General features: G+C 47.1%; 14 protein-coding genes. 9 read left to right on the top strand and 5 right to left on the bottom strand.

Annotation, left to right across the window (positions count from 1 at the left end):
• Positions 1–169 precede the first annotated feature (169 nt).
• Positions 170–1,432 carry a peptidase T gene (gene pepT, locus GK108_RS17520; RefSeq protein ID WP_163951350.1) on the top strand — a complete coding sequence of 421 codons (1,263 nt, stop codon included), beginning with the start codon at positions 170–172 and terminating at the stop codon, positions 1,430–1,432.
• Between the two features lie 73 nt (positions 1,433–1,505).
• Positions 1,506–2,468 (top strand): MBL fold metallo-hydrolase, encoded by a 963-nt coding sequence (locus tag GK108_RS17515; protein WP_163951347.1) that lies wholly within the window; start codon positions 1,506–1,508, stop codon positions 2,466–2,468.
• A gap of 64 nt (positions 2,469–2,532) precedes the next feature.
• On the opposite strand, the gene GK108_RS17510 is transcribed toward GK108_RS17515, so the two are convergent.
• The 4 genes from GK108_RS17510 to GK108_RS17495 are packed head-to-tail and all read right to left on the bottom strand — an operon-like array spanning position 2,533 to position 8,605.
• Positions 2,533–5,433, bottom strand: a complete 2,901-nt coding sequence (locus tag GK108_RS17510) for a CHAT domain-containing protein (RefSeq protein WP_163951344.1) — start codon at positions 5,431–5,433, stop codon at positions 2,533–2,535.
• Between the two features lie 30 nt (positions 5,434–5,463).
• Positions 5,464–7,257 (bottom strand): caspase family protein, encoded by a 1,794-nt coding sequence (locus GK108_RS17505; protein WP_163951341.1) that lies wholly within the window; start codon positions 7,255–7,257, stop codon positions 5,464–5,466.
• The gene (locus tag GK108_RS17500; protein ID WP_163951338.1) at positions 7,250–8,008 is read right to left on the bottom strand and encodes a tetratricopeptide repeat protein; all 759 of its coding nucleotides are present in this window, start codon (positions 8,006–8,008) and stop codon (positions 7,250–7,252) included. The genes GK108_RS17505 and GK108_RS17500 overlap by 8 nt, the downstream gene beginning before the upstream one ends.
• A gap of 12 nt (positions 8,009–8,020) precedes the next feature.
• On the bottom strand, positions 8,021–8,605 hold the full coding sequence (locus GK108_RS17495) for an RNA polymerase sigma factor (protein ID WP_163951335.1): 585 nt from the start codon (positions 8,603–8,605) through the stop codon (positions 8,021–8,023).
• A gap of 445 nt (positions 8,606–9,050) precedes the next feature.
• Here GK108_RS17495 and GK108_RS17490 point away from each other — a divergent pair, with 445 nt between their 5' ends.
• Complete coding sequence (locus tag GK108_RS17490) at positions 9,051–9,701, top strand: hypothetical protein (protein WP_163951332.1); 651 nt, start codon at positions 9,051–9,053, stop codon at positions 9,699–9,701.
• 13 nt (positions 9,702–9,714) lie between these two features.
• On the opposite strand, the gene GK108_RS17485 is transcribed toward GK108_RS17490, so the two are convergent.
• Entirely contained in the window at positions 9,715–10,557 is an 843-nt protein-coding gene (locus GK108_RS17485; RefSeq protein WP_163951329.1) for a helix-turn-helix transcriptional regulator, read from the bottom strand.
• Between the two features lie 416 nt (positions 10,558–10,973).
• Here GK108_RS17485 and GK108_RS17480 point away from each other — a divergent pair, with 416 nt between their 5' ends.
• The 6 genes from GK108_RS17480 (at position 10,974) to GK108_RS17455 (ending at position 16,862) form a co-directional block, all read left to right on the top strand.
• Positions 10,974–11,333: a LytR/AlgR family response regulator transcription factor gene (locus GK108_RS17480; RefSeq protein WP_163951323.1), complete on the top strand. Its 360-nt coding sequence runs from the start codon at positions 10,974–10,976 to the stop codon at positions 11,331–11,333.
• A 39-nt stretch (positions 11,334–11,372) separates the two neighbouring features.
• Positions 11,373–12,491, top strand: a complete 1,119-nt coding sequence (locus GK108_RS17475) for a hypothetical protein (protein ID WP_163951320.1) — start codon at positions 11,373–11,375, stop codon at positions 12,489–12,491.
• Between the two features lie 16 nt (positions 12,492–12,507).
• The gene (locus GK108_RS17470; protein WP_163951317.1) at positions 12,508–13,473 is read left to right on the top strand and encodes a DPP IV N-terminal domain-containing protein; all 966 of its coding nucleotides are present in this window, start codon (positions 12,508–12,510) and stop codon (positions 13,471–13,473) included.
• 127 nt (positions 13,474–13,600) lie between these two features.
• Positions 13,601–14,044, top strand: a complete 444-nt coding sequence (locus GK108_RS17465; RefSeq protein WP_163951314.1) for a hypothetical protein — start codon at positions 13,601–13,603, stop codon at positions 14,042–14,044.
• A gap of 81 nt (positions 14,045–14,125) precedes the next feature.
• Positions 14,126–15,079: an outer membrane beta-barrel protein gene (locus GK108_RS17460; protein WP_163951312.1), complete on the top strand. Its 954-nt coding sequence runs from the start codon at positions 14,126–14,128 to the stop codon at positions 15,077–15,079.
• Between the two features lie 97 nt (positions 15,080–15,176).
• Positions 15,177–16,862, top strand: a complete 1,686-nt coding sequence (locus GK108_RS17455) for a PKD domain-containing protein (RefSeq protein WP_163951308.1) — start codon at positions 15,177–15,179, stop codon at positions 16,860–16,862.
• The last annotated feature ends 78 nt before the right edge of the window (positions 16,863–16,940 follow it).

The raw sequence follows: 16,940 nt of genomic DNA, 5'->3' as shown, positions 1-16,940 counted from the left end.
GTAACGTAGCAATAAGCCTTAAAATAGACAGTACTGTTGTCTGTTTTAAGGCTTATTGGCATTTGATTTGAGGGATTAGCCGTACACAAACGTAATTTTTTACCTGACCCGTCCTGAAGCGTAACAATCAGTAGTTAGTCGGGTTATTATAAACTGTTTATCCAAGATTATGCAACATACATCTCTTGCCACGTATCAATACACGGCTGTTGACCGATTCCTACGGTATGTACAGATCGATACGCAGTCAGATCCACAGTCAACGACCAATCCGAGTACCGAAAAGCAGAAAGACTTGAGCCGGTTGCTCGTACAGGAATTGCAGGAGATGGGCATAACCGATGCCGAGCTTGATGAGTGGGGATACGTCTATGCGACTATCCCGGCCACTACCGAGAAAGCAGCCGTGCCGACCATCTGTTTCTGTTCACACGTTGATACGTCTCCCGACGTAACAGGGGCGGGCGTGAAGCCTATTATTCATCGTCATTGGGATGGTGCCGATATTAGCCTGCCTGATGATCGGGCTCAGGTTATTCGGGTGAGCGACCATCCTGATCTCTCGCAACAAATCGGCAATGACATCATTACGGCCAGCGGCACTACGTTGCTGGGGGCGGATAATAAAGCGGGGGTGGCCGAAATTATGGATGCCGCTCATTTTTTTATAACGCATCCTGACGTAAAACATGGACGTATTCGCCTGTTGTTTACGCCGGATGAAGAAGTAGGTCGTGGGACCGAAAAAGTGGATATGACGAAGCTTGGCGCTGATTTCGGTTATACCATCGATGGCGAAGCGCTGGGTACGCTCGAAGATGAGACATTCTCGGCCGATGGCGTAAAAATCAGCATTCAGGGGGTTAGCACACATCCCGGTTTTGCCAAAGGGAAACTGGAAAATGCCCTGAAGATAGCGGCCGATTTGCTGGCTACGCTTCCTAAAAAAAGTCTATCGCCGGAAACAACGGATGGGAAGGAAGGCTTTATCCATCCGACACATTTTGAGGGTAATCAGGATCAGGCTGTTCTGGAGTTTATCATCCGGGATTTTACTGAAGTGGGATTGCAGGAAAAAGAAACGTATCTGCAAAACAAACTCAATGACATTCTGGTCAATTATCCGGGCTCATCGGCCCAGTTAACTGTGAAGCAGCAGTACCGGAACATGAAAGAAGTACTGGATCAGCACCCGGCTGTTGTTGAGAATGCACTCGAAGCCATTCGTCGGGCGGGTCTAACTGCCGAGCGACGTAGCATTCGGGGGGGGACTGATGGGTCGCGATTATCCTTTATGGGATTGCCCTGTCCGAATATTTTTGCCGGTGAACATGCCTTTCATTCGCGCCTGGAGTGGGTTTCGGTCCAGGATATGCAGAAGGCTGTTGACGTGATCGTGAACGTAGCACAGGTTTGGGAGGAACGTAGTTAATAAGGCCGTTGCGTTATCTTACAAAACAATCTATAGAATTGGTAGGTTGATCGAGTAAGATAACTCAACGTCTATGGAAAGAGCAATTGAACTGAATGGACCAACCATTACGGATTCCCAATCCCCTTATGATGTCGCTGGCGATGTCTTTGGTCTGAAAACCTTATTTGTCAACGTATACTTCGTCGGTGAGGCTGGTGTTGGTAATCCCTGGGTGCTGGTCGATGCCGGATTCATGGGCTATGCCAGCCAGATCAAAAAGAAGGCCGAACAGCTATTTGGAGCCGGTACAAAACCTGAGGCTATCGTATTGACGCATGGCCACGCAGACCATGTAGGAACGCTAAAATCACTGCTTAACGAGTGGGATGTTCCGGTTTATGCGCATCCATTAGAATTACCTTACCTGCAAGGCGTTTCGAGTTACCCACCACCTGATCCGGCCATTGGCGGAGGAGCCATGGCCTATATGTCCTGGATATTCCCCATTGGTCCTTCGGATTTTGGCGAACGTATTCAGCCAATTCCAGCCGATGGCGTAATTCCCGAACTGCCAGATTGGCGGGCCATCCATACGCCAGGGCATTCGCCGGGCCATATTTCGCTCTTTCGGGATAGAGATCGCACGCTCCTGGCTGGCGACGCTTTCGTAACAACGGATCAGAATTCGGGCATTGCGGTGGCTACCCAGCGCGAAGAATTTCATGGGCCGCCCGCTTACTTTACCTGCGACTGGAATGAAGCGCAAAAGTCAGTTCAAAAATTAAATAGTCTGAATCCAATGGCAGCGGGCACTGGTCATGGTATAGCCGTTCGGGGGCTCGACCTCGAACTGGGACTTAATCGTCTGGCTCACCATTTTGACGAGATGTCGATTCCATCGGAAGGACGATACGTAAAACAACCGGCTATAACTGACGAGAGCGGAATTGTTGAGATGCCAGCCCCGGTTTCTTTCCATGTGGCTCGTGCCATCGGTTTGGGGATGCTGATAGGGCTGGCCGCCTATGCATTTTGGCCATCTAAACATGATTAGGCATAGTAGAAGAGCCCACTCAAAAGTGGGCTCTTCTACTATAAAAGGGGCCGTCTTTGAGTCCTTATTCCACCAGGACGAAAGAGGCCCAGACGGTAAGCGGAAATTTTTGCCGCATCTGCTTCTGAGTTTGCTGAAAAGCCTGCCGAACGGTTTTGTATTTCTTCCAGTTACGGTAAAATTGGGTCATCAGGCTGCTGGTGGCCTGGTCCGAGACGGGCCACAAACTCATCAGTAAATACTGGGTTCCTGCCATTTTAAATGCCCGTTGTAGGCCAAAAACACCTTCGCTGCCCTGGATGTCGCCCAATGCCGTTTCGCAGGCCGATAATACGACCAGTTTGGTCGAAGAAAGATTCAGGTTAGCTACCTCATAAGCCGTTAAAATACCGTCGTCTTTACCCAGAGGAATCTGACCGCCCTGCCAAACCGGATTAGCGCCCGCCATTAATAATCCCGTTCTGAAAAGTGGGTTGGCGATACGTTGAAACCGGTTGTTTATCGAGCTGGTATCCCCAGATAATACGCTTGGGTTAGGGAAAGAGAAACCGTGAGTTGCCAGATGCAATACGGTTGGCGACTGGCCAGAGGCCCGTTTTATGCTTGTTTCGGTGGCATTAGAGCCCGTCATCAGGGTTGCTTTAGCGCCAATAAATTGACTGATCTGCTCCACTTCATGCTGAGTCCCTGGCAAGAAAGCCCATGATCCGCTAGTGGCGGTCCCTGCTGAATCGTATTGAATACCGCCATATAATTGAGCCGAATGGATGTTTTCATAGTTAAAGTCGGTAGCTTGAGTCGCTACTTGCCGCGTACTACTGACCTGCTTCAACTGGTAGCGGTCAATCAGGTATTGGGGCGTTTTGCCGGATTTCTTCGGGTAGGGAAGTGCCGCAAAGGCTACCTGGTGGAGTAGGCCCGAAGGCGATACATATACCGTTTTGGTATTGGTCAGTAAATGCTCAATGGGTTGCCAGATAAGCCTATAGAGCGAGTCGCCCTGCGATAGCTGCTCATTATCAATTTCGGAGCCACGCGTGGCATACAGTGTTGCCCCTTTTCGGCGGGCCAGCAGTTGACGAAGGGGCATCTCATCAGCCAGCAGCGGCACAAGTTGTGGAGACGTATCGCCCGGACGTACTACCAGTGCCAGGTATCGAATCGTATCGGTTTGCTGGTGGCCATTATGATACGGGAAACTCACAAATTCAACCGCAGCTTCGGTAGGTTTGAGCGCGTTACGTATATCTTCCCAACGTACTTGTAAATCCTTCTGGGCCTGCCGAAATGGAGCGGACTGCCGGGCGAGTTCTTTCTCCAGCGTTTCAGCCCGGGTTTCGAGCGAATCGAGGTTTTTACGCTGCGAAATGGGGAGGGTATATTGTGTTGCCAGCGTACTTTTTATATCCTGAACAGTTCGATAAGTAGTTAGCCAGGCTGGATTATTGGCGGAGAGAATAGCAGATAGAGAGTTAGTTTGTTGAGTCAATAATAGGTTTTTGAAGAATAGACTTTGCTGGTATATAATGGCTGATACGTCCTTCGCTTTTTGAACATCGACAGCCGCTGATAAATTACTCCAATAAGCAGGCATATGTTTGAGTAAATAACGTTCTTGCTGGATGGATGTCCAGTAAGGCATTTGTTGTTTTAGAGTAGCTTCATTGAGTAAACTGGCTTCAATCAGCATAGGTACTGCTTTGTCTGCTCGTTGTTGCGCATGGTAACTTGCTAACTGATCACTACGTATCTTTGCGGACGAAACGGAATAATGTCCTATCACCTGGTCACTTAAGGGAATCAAGGCAGCATATATAGAGTCGGCTTTAATATACTGTCCCTGCCTGACATAGATTCTGGCTAATCGATTAGCCTTGCTCAAATAAGGGTCATTCTGGATTCCGATACTACGTTGACAAACATCAACAGCTTCACGACATAGCCTTTCGGCTTCTTCAAGTTCGCCTAATTGTTCGTGCAGGAGCGTTTGGCCTTCCAGGTTTTCACTGTATCTAAGATGATTTTTGCCAACTACTTTTTCTACTAAAGTTTGTGCAACTGCGTATACGGAATCGGACTTCTGGTACTGTTTGATATGGAAATAGTCGCCTGCAAGCAAGTTGAGGGTACTGAGATAAACAGCTGTTTGCTGATGTTCAACTTTCATTCGGTTGAGAAGGTCCTGTTCAATGGAGATAGCCTTTGCGTAGTCTCCCATTCGACTCTTCAATGCCGCAAGATTATTGGCGGTAAACCAATAGTTAATATTATCTGTACCGAAAGCGGCTCCCCGGATGCGTAGAGCGTCTTCGAGGAGTGGTTCCGCTTTTACATAATCATCAAGATCTATATACATTGAGCCTAACGTACTGGCAGATTCACCGTACAAAGGATGTTGTTGACCATACAGTTTTGATCGTATACTCAGAACTTGCTGCATTTCGGCAATGGCCTGCTCGTACTGGCCCATGGACGAATGGGTGAGTGATAAAACGCCTAGTATCTCTGCATATTCGTTACTCTCAATCCCATATAACCGTCTCCTGACCTGTAAGGCCTCATTGAGGTAAAACAAGGATTCCGTGATTTTATTCATGGCTCCATACAGCCTACCAATTACAGTGATCGCATAAGAATAATCTTCTCCATCGGGCTTGCTGCTTTGTTTGATTACCTGAATACCTTGCTTTATGAGTGGCTCCGCTTGCGTCAAATCGCCCAGTTCCTGAAGTAACTGCCCTGTAAAACACAAATTGACTCCATAATTAGTGTGTGTAGTGCCATATTCCCGCTCGGCCTGTAATTGGCTTAGTTTGGAAAGCTCGTAAGCCTGTTTCGTTTGCCCACTACTATAAAGAGAATCGATATGGTCTATCTGCTGCTTCCAATTCTGAGCATGTGTATCAATGGTTAACAGAAACAGAATAATAAGGGTAAAAAAGCGGAAGTAGGCTAGTGTGGGCATATATTATAACTAAGCGATAATTGGCAGGATTTATTTATGTGTTACCCAAAACGCTACGTCGGACGTAGCTCCTGTGTCGATAGTGAGATTGGCAGACGATAGTTGGGATTGGCCGCGCGTAGCGTATATGCGTTGGAAAATGCGTTCGTAGGGGTGATTGGGCTGGTTACTGCCCCGTATTTGCAGAACCGACCGTAAATCGATGGGCGTAGGCGTTAGTAGTAGCTTATATACTTCGGCACCAGTAGGTGCTGTCAGACGTATTCGCCGACGTAATGATTCGCCGGGTTTTATCCGGTATTCCGATTCTACGTGGTCGATTTCGGGAAGTAGTACGTGCATTCGGCCATCGGAAAGCAAATCGATCATGGTAACGAAAAACGGTTTAGGGCCAGTGTTCGTCAAGGTGAGTTCCATGCGTTCGTTGGCTGAAATACGAAAGGTTGGTACACTTGATGTAGCTGAGCTGGGCAACGTATCAGTAACTACAGTTTGCCCGTTTTCGCTACGTACCGCCAGCCGTTTCATACTTGTCTGAATTTGAAAATCAGGACTGGTTTGGTGCAGATTCATCAGCACGTTCCGGGCGAAATACTGCCGGATATGCTCAATACATTCGTCAGCAGCAATCGGTTTTTTTGTTAATAATTGATTGTTGATTGCCAGAAATAGCGCATACCCCCGTCCGCGATGTTCAATTCGCAGGTCTGGCCGAGTGGCTGCAGGTTGAACAAACGGAAGAACGGCAAATGCTTTCGTCAGATACGTATCGGTAGGAGGCCAGCTGATACGTAGTGCTTCTCCCCGAGTGTAGAAGTGTGAAGGCGTTACGGGCTGCGGGTTGCAGTTCCCAAAGTGCCTGTCGGTATCGCCTTCCAGGGTTGGTTGCTGATAAGGAGCGAACTGCGTCATGGCAACAGCTACCCGATTAAAGAACGTTCGATACGTATCCTTCGGGTTGACGTTACGCCAGGCTTCACCAACGGCCCTGGTTAACGGCCCCAGCGATCGCCCTTGTGCCGTAGTCGTTTCAAAACTAGGTGCCCCATCGGTGGTGGCAGCAAACAGGACATAGGGAGCTAAATTAGCCTGTCTGACTGGTGCTTCGTGCCAGCCAGATGTAGCCGTCTGGTTTTTTGCTGGCCGATTTGTTAATCGTTTCGTCGAGCCTAATGGCACAACTCCACCGCGCTGGCGGGTGGTTGGGTTGCGATTTAGCGTTTGAGAATGACAGGAATCGAATAAAAGCCAGAGCATACCGGTAGCTCCAAGCTTTGCCCGGATTTTCGTAAAGTATTGATTCAGTACGTCATCCCGGAGATAGCCGTCGAGGTTGGATTCATTAACGGAGGGTGCATCGAACGGCACAATGGCCTCGTCGTAGCCATCGGCTTCGTCATTATTGTCGTCCTGTAGCTGACGGGCATGACCTCCGTATAGGATAATCAGATGGGTTCCGTTCCGTAACGTATCGGCCAGTTTCTGTAATGCCTGCGTGATACCCATGCGGGTAGCCTGCTGATCAATGAGCTGATGAATGTTTGACGCAGGAACGCCTTGCTTGCGGAGCGTTTCGGTCATGGCTGTTACGTCATTCTGAGCCTGGATGGGCTCCCAGCCTTTGGCGGGATCATACTGACCGATGCCAATCAATAAGGCTACTACGTTTGTACATCGCGGAGCATCTATCTGGCCAGCACTATAGTTGTTTTCTTCCCAAAGCGGTGTTATTACGTCATTGCCAATGGTGGAGCCATTGCCTGGTTTTAGCGTACAGCTTGTAAGCAGAAAAAAAACGACTATCAATATGGCTGACTTAGTCATCTTCTAATGTGGCTAGCGCCTTGGTCGCGACTTGTCGAAAGGGTTGATCAGGTTGCTGAACAACAATCGTTAGTTGCTGTTTTGCTTCGGTTATCTGGCCTGCTTTCAGGTACGCCAGCGCTAAGTACCACTCGGCTTTCTGACGTACCAAAGCAGGTTCGTTTAGGGTATCGGCAGAAGCGGCTTTAAGCGAAGTAATCGCTTCCTTTTCCTGATTAAGTGCTAATTGTGTTAAACCGACGTAGTAGCTAACGCAGAGCTGTTGAGCCGGAAGCTGGCTAAACTCCTGAAGGGCTTGTTTATATTGACCGGACCGGTAAGCCTGTATGCCGGGCATAAGACTGGGCGAACACGTAGCTGCTCCACGGGAAACTGGTTCTGGTTGATAATAAGCCACATATGTTTGTTCTGCACGAGAAGGACGGCTGAACCGGTATAGTCCGCCAACCAGTAGTAGCACTACGATTACTGTCAAAACAATGGTTTGTCTACGGCCAAATGCAGACTTCAATGGCTGAGGTGGTCGATCGGTTGTATCGATTTCTCCCCTTTTTTCCAGCCGCTTGTGTATGCGTTCGAGCTGCTCCTTCAGCTTTACGGCCTCGATGCTATGCCTAAATTGCTGGTACTCCCGAAAATCGGACTGAAGACGAACATCAGAATGGAGTCTGTTTTCCAGCTCCTGCCGTTCTTTATCCGACAGGGTTTGGTTTGTATAGGCTTCAAATAAGTCGAAGTTGTCGTAGGTCATGGAAGTGGTCGATTAATCGTTCCAGGGGCGAAGCCCAATAAGTTGTCGCAGCTTTTTCAGGCATCGATATTTCTCCTTTTTCGCTACGTCTTCGTTTGCCCAGCCTAACCTGGCTGCTATTTCCTGCATTGTCTTTTTCTGGAAGTAGAACAGGTCGATGCACTGGCGGCATTTATCACCCAATAGCATCATGTTTTTCTCTACCAGTATCCGCCGGTCTTCGAAATCCAGCTCATCGCCGTCTGAGGACGAAGCCGGTTCAGCGTCAGAGGATAGGGTGGCTAAATCAAGCGAGATAGGCTGCTTTTTTGCTCGTACCATCTCACTCCATTTATGGCGGGCAATTTTAATGACATAGGTCGTTAGCTCGGCTTCTTCCCGCCACTGGTATTTCTCGTGATGCAGATTGAACAGGAACGTAATAATACTTTCATGGACGACATTTTTTGTATCGGCCCGATTCCCTCCCGAAGCAAATATGTAACTGGAAATACGCTGGTAAAGAAGCCGGTATAAGTATTCGAAAGCAGCTTCCTGACCGTCTCGTAGTGATTCGTAAAGCTGTTGTTGGTTCGTAAACGGGTTCGGTAAACTCATTCGAATAGTAGCAGGCAATTAGCTGCCTGAAAGTACCATATGTTGTTAATACAAGCAATTAAAAATCAGTTTCACTAACTACTGAGTAAGTGTAGGTGATGTTCTATTTGTTGGTTTGATATAGGGTTTTGTTGGTAGAAATAGCAGGTTCGTTCGATTCTTAAGCTTGATTTTTTACCTGTAATTTTTTCTCGATGTACCGGAATTTGATACGTATATCCTCTAGTAAGCCTACAAGAATTCGTATAAGACAGATATAAAAGAAGATTTATTTCTCCGGATGTGGTTACGTTGAGTTGATGCTGTCATTAACCCATAGAAGTTGGACGAACGATGCGCTATTGTCCCAGATTCGGGAGGTCTGGGCAATTCTCCCAAAACGTGTGGTCGGGCATGTAGTTGCTCGATGTTGAGTGTGCGTTTTACCTGTTTATCCTCTAGTTCTATGAAATCCAAATGGTTGCATGTAAAAACCGTTCGTAATTTTTTAGCTGACCAATTATCTCTACTACGTCAATATCGTCATTTATACACTCGGGAAAGTGGGTTTTCTATTCCGCCGGATTATGCCAACGCGGTGCGCGTGCGCGTGTTGATGAATGCTCAAAATGAAGTTGTTGGCGGTTTCTGCGTCAACACAGGACAAACGGCCTTTCGTTACATTGGTTTTGACCCTGAGAAGGCGCAGCAGGCGTTGGCGGACAGAGGTTTGGTTTTAAGTGAGTTGAGTGAAATTACGGGTATTGTTTTTGGCCCCAAAATCAGGCGGTCGCAACGACAATGGCTATATGCCCGTATGGCTTTCGATCTGTTGTTGTCGCGGAAATCAGTGATTATGGGTGGTTCGTTCATTCCCGCCATACGTCGGGTACAAAAACAGTTGATGCGCCATACGCTCTACACTACTACGTTGCCGATTACCCGACCCGATGGTCAGGTGCATATGATGGAACTGGAAGTTTATTATGTCTTTCGGCACGAGGTGTTATCGGTGCTGAGTCAGTTCCTGTTCAAAGATGTCGTTAAACAGCTGCGGTCGACTGTAAAGTCAGTTTCTACGTATCGGGTAAACCAGAATGAACATTCTGTACAATAACCATTGTCAGTGATTACACCAGGCCCTGTCCCCGTATATACCGGGCTGCTTCATGTGATGTAGCGAAGGGAATCATAAAATGCTCTGCTGCCTTGATTCGAATATGACGTAAATGCGTTTCAACCGTGCGGGCGGAGCTTTTAAATGCTTCGCCCAGTTCACGTACTGATACGCCGGGATTATAGGCGAGTTTGCGGGCAATCCGTAATTCGGCGATGGTGAAGGGGCGGGTTTGCGCCGTTTGTACGCTATCGAAATTATAGGTACGTAGCAAGGTTTCCAGCGCTTCGGAACGTAGTCCATTGGCCGCAATGACGTGTGGGCTAAGGGGTTCGCCCTCGTAGGGTTTTACGAGCGTATATTCATTGATCAAGGAAAGTACCCGTCGATTGCTGGCGTATTGCCAGGGACTTACAGTACGTTTACAAAGCCAATAAGTACCATCAGCGTGTTGCAGTGGAATCTGAACAACGAGTTTGTTGGACATAAACCCAACCGGGATATTACTGGCTTGTACAATACGTAGGGCATTGGCGGCCATAATGGTTAAACTCGGCAAATGGCTGGGTAGAATAATATGGAAATAATGAGCCAGCTGAAAGCCCGCATCATCCCATCCTAGCCATTGCCTGAGCCCGTGAGTATGGCTAATCTGCCCAGTTTGGTAGTCAACTACAAAGAAGAAATTGCCTTTGGGTAACGTATCGGTCAGAAGCCTTAATTCAAGCGCTTGTTCTTCGGCAGAAACGCATGGAACACCCGGAGGTTCGTGAGCAGGAAAAGTAGTTGTCAGGGTTGACTTGAAGAACGTTAGCTCACGGTTGACTAACTCATCATTTGTCAATGGCGGTAACATAATTGAATCGCTTTGTGGTCGGATTGAAAGAAGAGGCACGAAGCTAACAAAAAAGTACACACGCATACGTGATTCACGTAGCTGAATTGATTAGATATACGGGTTTCCCGTATGGGCTGACCCGTATTTTTTGCCGAATCTTGCATCAGTCAGGAATCAGCCCATTGGTACAAAAGGCCACTTTATCAAAAGGAATCTGGTATTGGTTGATTCAGAGAATTAAAAAATAGAAATGCCGCTTTTTTGTTGCTAAAACCTCTTGATCATGCTTGACGAATTACTGCTTTTCTGTGCCTGTAGGCATTACCGACTTTCCCTATCCGATTCCGGAACTAGTTTAAAAAAAATAGTTGAAAAGATGGTTACGTCTGCTACGGTCAGTCATTAACCCACAGATACATGCCTGGCTTCCGCTTATGTCCACACCTGTTCTCTTGCTTAATAGTGTGTTTGTCGTAACCACCAATCAACGATACCAGAAGATTGCTAAGCACGACATTCTGTACGTCCAGGCCGAGGGGAGTTGGGTCGATATTGTAACGATGGAAAAAACCTATCGACTGTCGACAAACCTCGGTCAACTGGAATCCCAGCTGGATGACGAAATCTTTTGCCGGGTTTCGCGCAAACATATTATTAACCTTAATCACATTAGTGCCATTCAGGGCGGTTTGCTCTTTGTGTGGGACACCGAGATTTTGATTGGCAAGCAGTATCGTGAAGCACTTATCAGTCGGCTACCTATTCTACGTACGAAAGCTGATAGGGGCAAATAAACTATTCTTAGAAACCTTCTTATCCTTAATCAATCTGTTATGAAAAACGTACTACTTTTTTTACTACTACAGATTTTGTTTTGGGGGTGTGGTAAGAAATCCATTGATCCTTTTGCGCCATCGGTGAATCCGGCTGGCGAATGGACGAAGGAAAAAGGCGGGGCCGGTGGTTTTGATAATTACGAATCCTATAAAAATTTTCAATACACGTTCGAGGTTGCTACTAACGACCAAACGGTATCGATTCAGCTGAGTTCACCCGATATTAGCCTACAGTATGTTCTGATCGATGACTATAATTTGCCAATTGAAAAATCGTCGATCAGTCAAAAAATCAGCAACGACTATACGCTCGATGCCGGAACGTATAGACTAGTCGTTATGGCCGACCGCCAGGCTACGGGCCGGTTTGCGCTGGTTTTAAAAGGAACAAAACAGGGTGCTACGTTGCTTCCTTCAACCACGTTGCAGGCCAGCGATACGTTCGGTTCATTGGGGGGCGGGGGGCAAAGCGTCTCGTTTAAAAACCATTTTTATACGGTCGATGTAACCGAGCCATTTTCCAGTTACGATATTGAAGTGCAGTCGACGGATACGGAGCTGATGGTCTATACGTACAATCCTTACGGTCCCACAAACGCCCAGTTTTCATCGACTCGCAAAGGAAAATACTCCTATGAAATAAAGAGTACCACGAATACGGGGCCCCAACTCTTCATGGTAACTACCGCTGAGAGAGGTAGTATGGGCAGCTACGATTTGCGTGTAACGGGGCAGGTCGACAAGTTGACTCGCGTAGAATCGCAGTCGATGGTGGTAACCGGCCAGTGGTCGGCCAGTAGCAAGGTTGATCAGATGAAACTCGCGTATGACGAATACACGCTGGAGCTTACCGACGACGGGCCAAATCCGCTTGATGTAGAAATCACCTCGGCCGATACGTTCGTCGAACTCTACCTGCAGTCGAATAATGGGTCATACGTTTCGTATAGCAATCAGTCGTCTTCCCAGAACAAGATGTTTAAAGTGGTTCCCTCAAGCCTGGTCAAAGGGAAATATAAGATCATTGCCCGTACGTCGGCTTCGGCCAAAGGCCAGTACGGTACCTATACGCTCAACGTGTTTGGCCGTTTCTCTTCTTTCAAAAAAACAGAATAATCAAATACTCACTTTTATGCAGAAAATGGTACGTTTTTCGTCATGTTTACTTGTTGCTGGCATGGCCTTTCTGGACGGCTGTTCACCTAAAACTACACCCGTTGTTATCACGGCACCTACGGCCACGGGCAATGCTGAAAGCCTGACTCGTGAAACGAATGATCCATCCAACGAATTTTATCCCCGTATTAGCCCCGACGGTCGGTTTATGTACTACAACGTAGTAGAAACCAGTATCAGCCTTGGTGGAAATATGTTCAACCCAACCGTTCGGACAAATAAAAAGAGCAAGATAGTGCGGAAGCAGCTGGGAAATCCAACCACGAACCCACTGAAAGATAATGCCGCTGATGCTACGTTAATGCCGAACGGAAACATTCTGTTTACCTACGTACTGCCTGCCAAATCGGTCATCGCCTATACTTCTTCTGAAGGAGTAGGGATCAATTACATATCGCAGGGCGAAATGGGCGACGATGATGCGCAGCCAGTTATTAACCGGAATGGAAGCAAAATCATCTTTACTACGCTCATTGGCGGTCGGCGAATGATTTGCTCCATGAGTGCGCGCGGTGGTGATTTTACGGTAATTACCGAGGGATACAAGCCTATTTTCCTGCCAAACAACGAAGGGAAAATTGTTTACAATCTGCGGGTAAATGGTCGGGCTCAGATTTTTACACTCGATTTGCAATCCGGGCAGAAGTCTCAACTTACCTCGGGTGATTACAACAACAAAGATGCGGCCTACACGCGCGACGGTAAATACGTAGCGTTCGTCAGTAATCGTGAAAATCCGAAGTTGGCTAAACACCATTTATACGTAATGCGTGCCGACGGAACGGATATCAAGCAGATTACGCAAGGCACAACCGATGAGGCCGATCCGGCCTGGGGTCCCGATGGGATGCTTTATTTCTCCTGTAGTGTCGGTAAAGACTACAGCATCTGGAGAGCCAAACCCCGCCTGACGGTTCAATAAATTACTACTATCCACACCATTTTTAATACGTTACGCGTCGTGCTACGTCTTTCTTCTTTTAGGGGTTACTGCTGGCATTTTGCAAACGTCGATCATTTTTTTACACATCTTTCTTCTATTCGCTTTTATGAAAAAAAGTTACACTAACTCAATCTGCACCCTGCTGGTGCTATGCACGTTCGCCCTGTTAGTATCATCCTGTAGCAAGAAATCCGAACCGGACCCACTTGACCAATATGTCGGTTCCTGGACCCAAGTGTTGCCCAACGGTCAACTAAACCCATCTAACGGGGTAACTGTCAGTAAATCGGGAAACACATTACTGCTAAGTGATTTCCTGATAACGTCGATTAAGGCTACTGTGAGCGGGTCAGGGTTTCAGGCCGACAACAAAAACCTAGCCACTGGCCAACCGTATCAGCACCCCGATAACAGCGTATCGGAACTTTATTTACAGAATCTGAGCGGAAGTGTAACGGGAGATAAACTAACGCTCCGGTTTACGGCCTTTAGCCAATCTCGTACGATGACGTTTAAGTATGATGATTCACTGGTATTTCAAAAGCAATAAGCAGTTGGTCCAGGGGTAAAGGAGCCCATTTCTGATGTTGACTGAATTAGAAGAACTCTTTTTTAGCTATCTCATATTGTCATGCACCACTATAAATACTTTATTTCTCTCGTCGGTTTGTTGCTGATTGCCCAAACCGTTACGTATGCTCAACCTCGGCCGCGCCAGCCAATTAAAAAGCCCGCAGTAAAAGCGTCACCTGCTGCTGCTACGCCAAAGCCAGACTTATTAGTCCGGCTAGATGGGACACCCCTGGAAGTGCTGGTCACTGAAATCACGGATAATGAGATTGTTTACAAACGATTCAATAATCCTAACGGGCCTAGTTTTCGCGTACAGAAAGCCGATTTTAGCTCTATCAAGTACGGTAGTAATGGCGAGGTAGAACGGTTTGAAACCGTATCCCAGCAAGTCGCTCCCCAACCTGAACCTGTTCAGTCGGTAGCTTCGCAACCCGCCCCCGTAGCGGCTTCGCCTGTACAGAAGACCTCCACATCGTCTCCCGCTCCTGCTTACCAGAATCCGCAATCCACTGAGCCATTTAAGTGGCGTTTAGGCGTTTTGGCCGGTGTCCAAAGCTCGGCGGTTACTGTTGATGGAGAGGTCCTAGATGTTGAAGGACTTGGCGGTTTTCGGGGCGGACTCATGGTTGATAATCGTATCGGCAGAGCACTAACAGTACGTACACAAGCCTTATTTTCGACGAAAGGCAATGCTAACGTAAAGCTTGATTATCTCGAAGTCCCCTTTGATCTGTTATACAAAATACCAATAGCCAACGGAGGGATTTTAGTAGGTGGGGGATTTTATTGGGGAAGACTTCTAAGTGCAAAAGCTGGAACAACAGATATTAAGAACGAAACGAGCTCATCCGATGCTGGGCTACGTCTTTCGGTATGGGGTGATCTTTCCTCGGGCCTGACTATGAATGTATTCTATAACTATGGGCTAGCCGATGTTAATTCATCAGGAGGAGAAGTTATTAAAAACCATTCGTTTGGTATCGGTGTCGGTTATTTTTTATTGAAAAAGTAGCTTGGTTGGATTAGTCTGGATGTCCGGGCTAATCCAAGCCTATGATACGTAGTCAATTCTATCTGCTAGTACGAAACTGATCAACACCATTACTTATATGACTATTCATTCTCTTCAGAGGGCTTTGGGGCGAACATGTCTTTTGTTTTGGCTTGCCCTGTCAAGTCTTGCCTTTCTGGGCTGTAGTAACAAAAAGAACTCAGACCCCGCACCCGAAATTACCGTATCTAACGCTCTCGTGAGCGGAACGGTAAACAACAAAACAACAATAAGTGCTTCAGCTACAGGTGGACAGGGAACGCTGACCTATGCCTGGGTGATTAAATCAGCCCCAACTGATAGTAAAGCTGTTCTGCTCAATGCAACCACATTAAATCCAGAACTGACACCCGACAAGCCAGGTACGTATATTATTAGTCTGACAGTTACAGATGAGAACGGCAAGAAAGAAACGGCTGAAATAACGATCAATGTATCCTTGCCCGGAAAGCCCCCAGTCATTAGCTTGGCGAGTTCTCTATCAGTAGAAACAGGAAAGGAAACGTCCATTGATGGTAGCAAATCCAGTGATCCCGATGGCGATAAGCTGACTTACGCGTGGACTATTAAGACCAAGCCTACGGGTAGTAACGCTACCTTGTCCAATGCTCAGTCAGCCACGGCTGGGTTGACGGCCGATGTTGCTGGTACGTATGTCCTGAGTTTGACTGTTTCTGATGGTATTTGGCCTTCTGTGTCTCAGGATGTGACAGTTACAGCTAGTGCACCACCTACCCGTAGTGTAACCGGAAGCTGGACATCAGCCGATGGTACCAGTGGAGGTACTGATTATACGTCCCGCAACAAGTTTTATTCATTTGAAGTAGCCACTGATAACAAGCCAGTTTCATTAACACTTACTTCGTCAGATATCAACGTAGGTCTAGCGCTGTACGATCCTCAGGGTACTCGTATTGCCAATAGAGGAACTGGTCGCTCAATAGTCATAGACAATACCGCTAAAGCGGGTACATACAGCGTAATGGTCTATACTGGTCAACGGTATGATGTGGGAGCCTTTCGGCTTACGGGGCTAGGCATTTCGTCTGACTTTACGTTGCAGCCAGCCAATCGCGCACAGGCTGCCAATGTTAGTTTTGGTTCAGAAGGTGGGGGTGGGGGTATTGGTAATCGCTTGCCGATTTCGCCCCGAAATCATTACTATACCTTTGAGGTAACAGAAGATAATACGCCTGTTGATATCAATGTCTCCTCTGCAAACCTAAGCTTTTGGCTGAATTTGCGTAATCCTTCTGGAGCTGAGGAATCGTACACATTTGGCCTGATGCCGGTTGGTACGCCCCGCTATATAATAAAAAGCCTAAACAAGGGTACCTATGGTCTGTATATTGGTACAGGTGCGCGCGACGACATAGGTACATATAGTCTGGAAGTTATTGGTAAGGTACAGAATCTGAAACAAAGGGAGTATAATTCTGCCATTCTAACGGATAGTTATATCGGGAAAAACGGGGTTATAACCTATACACTGAATGTGACAGAAGATAATATGGCGATGGATATCAGCCTACGATCTCCTGATATTGTAGGGGGCGTAACTCTGATCAATCCGAGCGGAACTCGTGTGGACTATACTGTGGTTGCAAGCAACTATAGTTATTTAATTAACTCAGTCAATAAAGGGGTCTACAAAATTGAAGTCAAACCCGGTTCTGCTGCCAGCGGAGTTGGTAAATACACGCTGTCTGTATATGGCAAGTTCAGTGATCTGAAAAAGCAGTAAATAGCTCCAGGTCGTTTAACTGTATAAGGTAGTATACTGAAATAGCTTGACGGTAACGAGCGTACAGTAGTTTTAATA

It is taken from the genome of Spirosoma terrae, from assembly GCF_010435915.1.
GTDB lineage: Bacteria > Bacteroidota > Bacteroidia > Cytophagales > Spirosomataceae > Spirosoma > Spirosoma terrae.
The sequence above is the reverse complement of the archived record's forward strand: the minus strand, read 5'-3'. Positions and strand labels throughout refer to the sequence as shown.

Coding starts and splice junctions, on each gene's coding strand:
- GK108_RS17500 (WP_163951338.1), bottom strand. CDS start 8,008: ATGACCTACGACAACTTCGACTTATTTGAAGCCTATACAAACCAAACC.
- GK108_RS17465 (WP_163951314.1), top strand. CDS start 13,601: ATGAAAAAAAGTTACACTAACTCAATCTGCACCCTGCTGGTGCTATGC.
- GK108_RS17470 (WP_163951317.1), top strand. CDS start 12,508: ATGCAGAAAATGGTACGTTTTTCGTCATGTTTACTTGTTGCTGGCATG.
- GK108_RS17475 (WP_163951320.1), top strand. CDS start 11,373: ATGAAAAACGTACTACTTTTTTTACTACTACAGATTTTGTTTTGGGGG.
- GK108_RS17510 (WP_163951344.1), bottom strand. CDS start 5,433: ATGCCCACACTAGCCTACTTCCGCTTTTTTACCCTTATTATTCTGTTT.
- GK108_RS17460 (WP_163951312.1), top strand. CDS start 14,126: ATGCACCACTATAAATACTTTATTTCTCTCGTCGGTTTGTTGCTGATT.
- GK108_RS17490 (WP_163951332.1), top strand. CDS start 9,051: ATGAAATCCAAATGGTTGCATGTAAAAACCGTTCGTAATTTTTTAGCT.
- GK108_RS17455 (WP_163951308.1), top strand. CDS start 15,177: ATGACTATTCATTCTCTTCAGAGGGCTTTGGGGCGAACATGTCTTTTG.
- GK108_RS17505 (WP_163951341.1), bottom strand. CDS start 7,257: ATGACTAAGTCAGCCATATTGATAGTCGTTTTTTTTCTGCTTACAAGC.
- GK108_RS17495 (WP_163951335.1), bottom strand. CDS start 8,605: ATGAGTTTACCGAACCCGTTTACGAACCAACAACAGCTTTACGAATCA.
- GK108_RS17480 (WP_163951323.1), top strand. CDS start 10,974: ATGTCCACACCTGTTCTCTTGCTTAATAGTGTGTTTGTCGTAACCACC.
- GK108_RS17515 (WP_163951347.1), top strand. CDS start 1,506: ATGGAAAGAGCAATTGAACTGAATGGACCAACCATTACGGATTCCCAA.
- pepT (WP_163951350.1), top strand. CDS start 170: ATGCAACATACATCTCTTGCCACGTATCAATACACGGCTGTTGACCGA.
- GK108_RS17485 (WP_163951329.1), bottom strand. CDS start 10,557: ATGTTACCGCCATTGACAAATGATGAGTTAGTCAACCGTGAGCTAACG.